This window comes from Adlercreutzia sp. DFI.6.23 (genome assembly GCF_024462535.1).
Taxonomy (GTDB): domain Bacteria; phylum Actinomycetota; class Coriobacteriia; order Coriobacteriales; family Eggerthellaceae; genus Adlercreutzia; species Adlercreutzia rubneri.
In genome coordinates this window covers 1-309 of the sequence record NZ_JANGBP010000397.1, presented here as the reverse complement: position 1 = coordinate 309, position 309 = coordinate 1, and the positions used below count along the sequence as shown (strand labels likewise).

General features: G+C 67.3%; 1 pseudogene. It reads right to left on the bottom strand.

Annotation, left to right across the window (positions count from 1 at the left end):
• Nucleotides 1-309, bottom strand: a pseudogene (locus tag NE591_RS13875) (peptidoglycan glycosyltransferase); the annotation flags it as partial.

Genomic DNA, 309 nt, shown 5'->3' with positions numbered 1-309 from the left:
CGCCGTCCGCAGCCGCCGTGAGCAGCTCCTCGTAATTGGCGGCGTCGAAGGTGGGGGAGGAGGCCAGGGCGTACACGGCGCCGGTCTCGGGGTTCAAGGCCACCACGGCGCCCACCTGCCTGGCCAGGGCGTCCTGGGCCGCCTGCTGAATGCGGGAATCGATGGAAAGCACGACGTCGTTGCCCTTGGTCTGGATGCCCGCAAGCGAGTTCACTACGTCTGTGAAGCTAGCGAATTTCTGCTCGCCGCGCAGGGTGTCGTTGTAGGCGGCCTCGATGCCGGCGGTGCCGAAGCGCTGGGAAGTGTAGC